Source organism: Paenibacillus sp. P32E, from assembly GCF_001909085.1.
In the GTDB taxonomy this organism is placed as follows: domain Bacteria; phylum Bacillota; class Bacilli; order Paenibacillales; family Paenibacillaceae; genus Paenibacillus_AQ; species Paenibacillus_AQ helianthi.
This window is the reverse complement of record NZ_LVYY01000062.1, coordinates 1-886: the sequence shown is the minus strand read 5'-3', so window position 1 is coordinate 886 and position 886 is coordinate 1. Positions and strand designations below refer to the sequence as shown.

Sequence of the window (886 nt, the reverse complement as noted above, 5' to 3'; positions counted from 1 at the left end):
AAGGGGCAAGCCCCTTGGTTTAGGCTGTTCCGCGTTCGCTCGCCGCTACTGACGGAATCACTATTGTTTTCTCTTCCTCAGGGTACTTAGATGTTTCAGTTCCCCTGGTCTGCCTCTGCATACCCTATGTATTCAGGTATGAGTAACTGCGAATTACCACAGCTGGGTTTCCCCATTCGGACACCCCCGGATCAAAGCTTGCTTACAGCTCCCCGAGGCAGTTTCGTTGTTCGCCACGTCCTTCGTCGGCTCCTGGCGCCTAGGCATCCTCCGTGTGCTCTTATTAGCTTAACCATTGCTCCGGTGTTTCGCTTGTTCGCTCATCTTGTTTTAAACAGCGCTCCCGGATGAATCCGTTCGCTAGTCTGTTTAAAGCCAAAGGTCGCTTCACAATCGAAAACCTTCGCTTTCAGCATACTAATAACTATTTCAACTTGTTTACACAAGTTTCAGCTAAAAGATGTTCTAAAACGCATTTTCGTTTCGGTATCCAGTTTTCAAGGATCAAGGTATTACTTGAGAGCTTCAACTCTCAAAACTGAGCAACGAGTGAGTAACAGGCCTAAACCTGAGTTTTGGAAGCTAAGCTTCCGATTTGAATGTTTCCATTGCAGGAAACGATTCTCCATAGAAAGGAGGTGATCCAGCCGCACCTTCCGATACGGCTACCTTGTTACGACTTCACCCCAATCATCTACCCCACCTTCGGCGGCTGGCCCCCTTGCGGGTTACCCCACCGACTTCGGGTGTTGTAAACTCTCGTGGTGTGACGGGCGGTGTGTACAAGACCCGGGAACGTATTCACCGCGGCATGCTGATCCGCGATTACTAGCAATTCCGACTTCATGCAGGCGAGTTGCAGCCTGCAATCCGAACTGAGACCGGC

At 50.2% G+C, this 886-nt stretch carries 2 rRNA genes; both read right to left on the bottom strand.

Annotation, left to right across the window (positions count from 1 at the left end):
* Window positions 1–294: ribosomal RNA gene (locus A3848_RS27490) — 23S ribosomal RNA — on the bottom strand; the annotation flags it as partial.
* Between the two features lie 337 nt (window positions 295–631).
* Window positions 632–886, bottom strand: a 16S ribosomal RNA gene (locus A3848_RS27485); the annotation flags it as partial.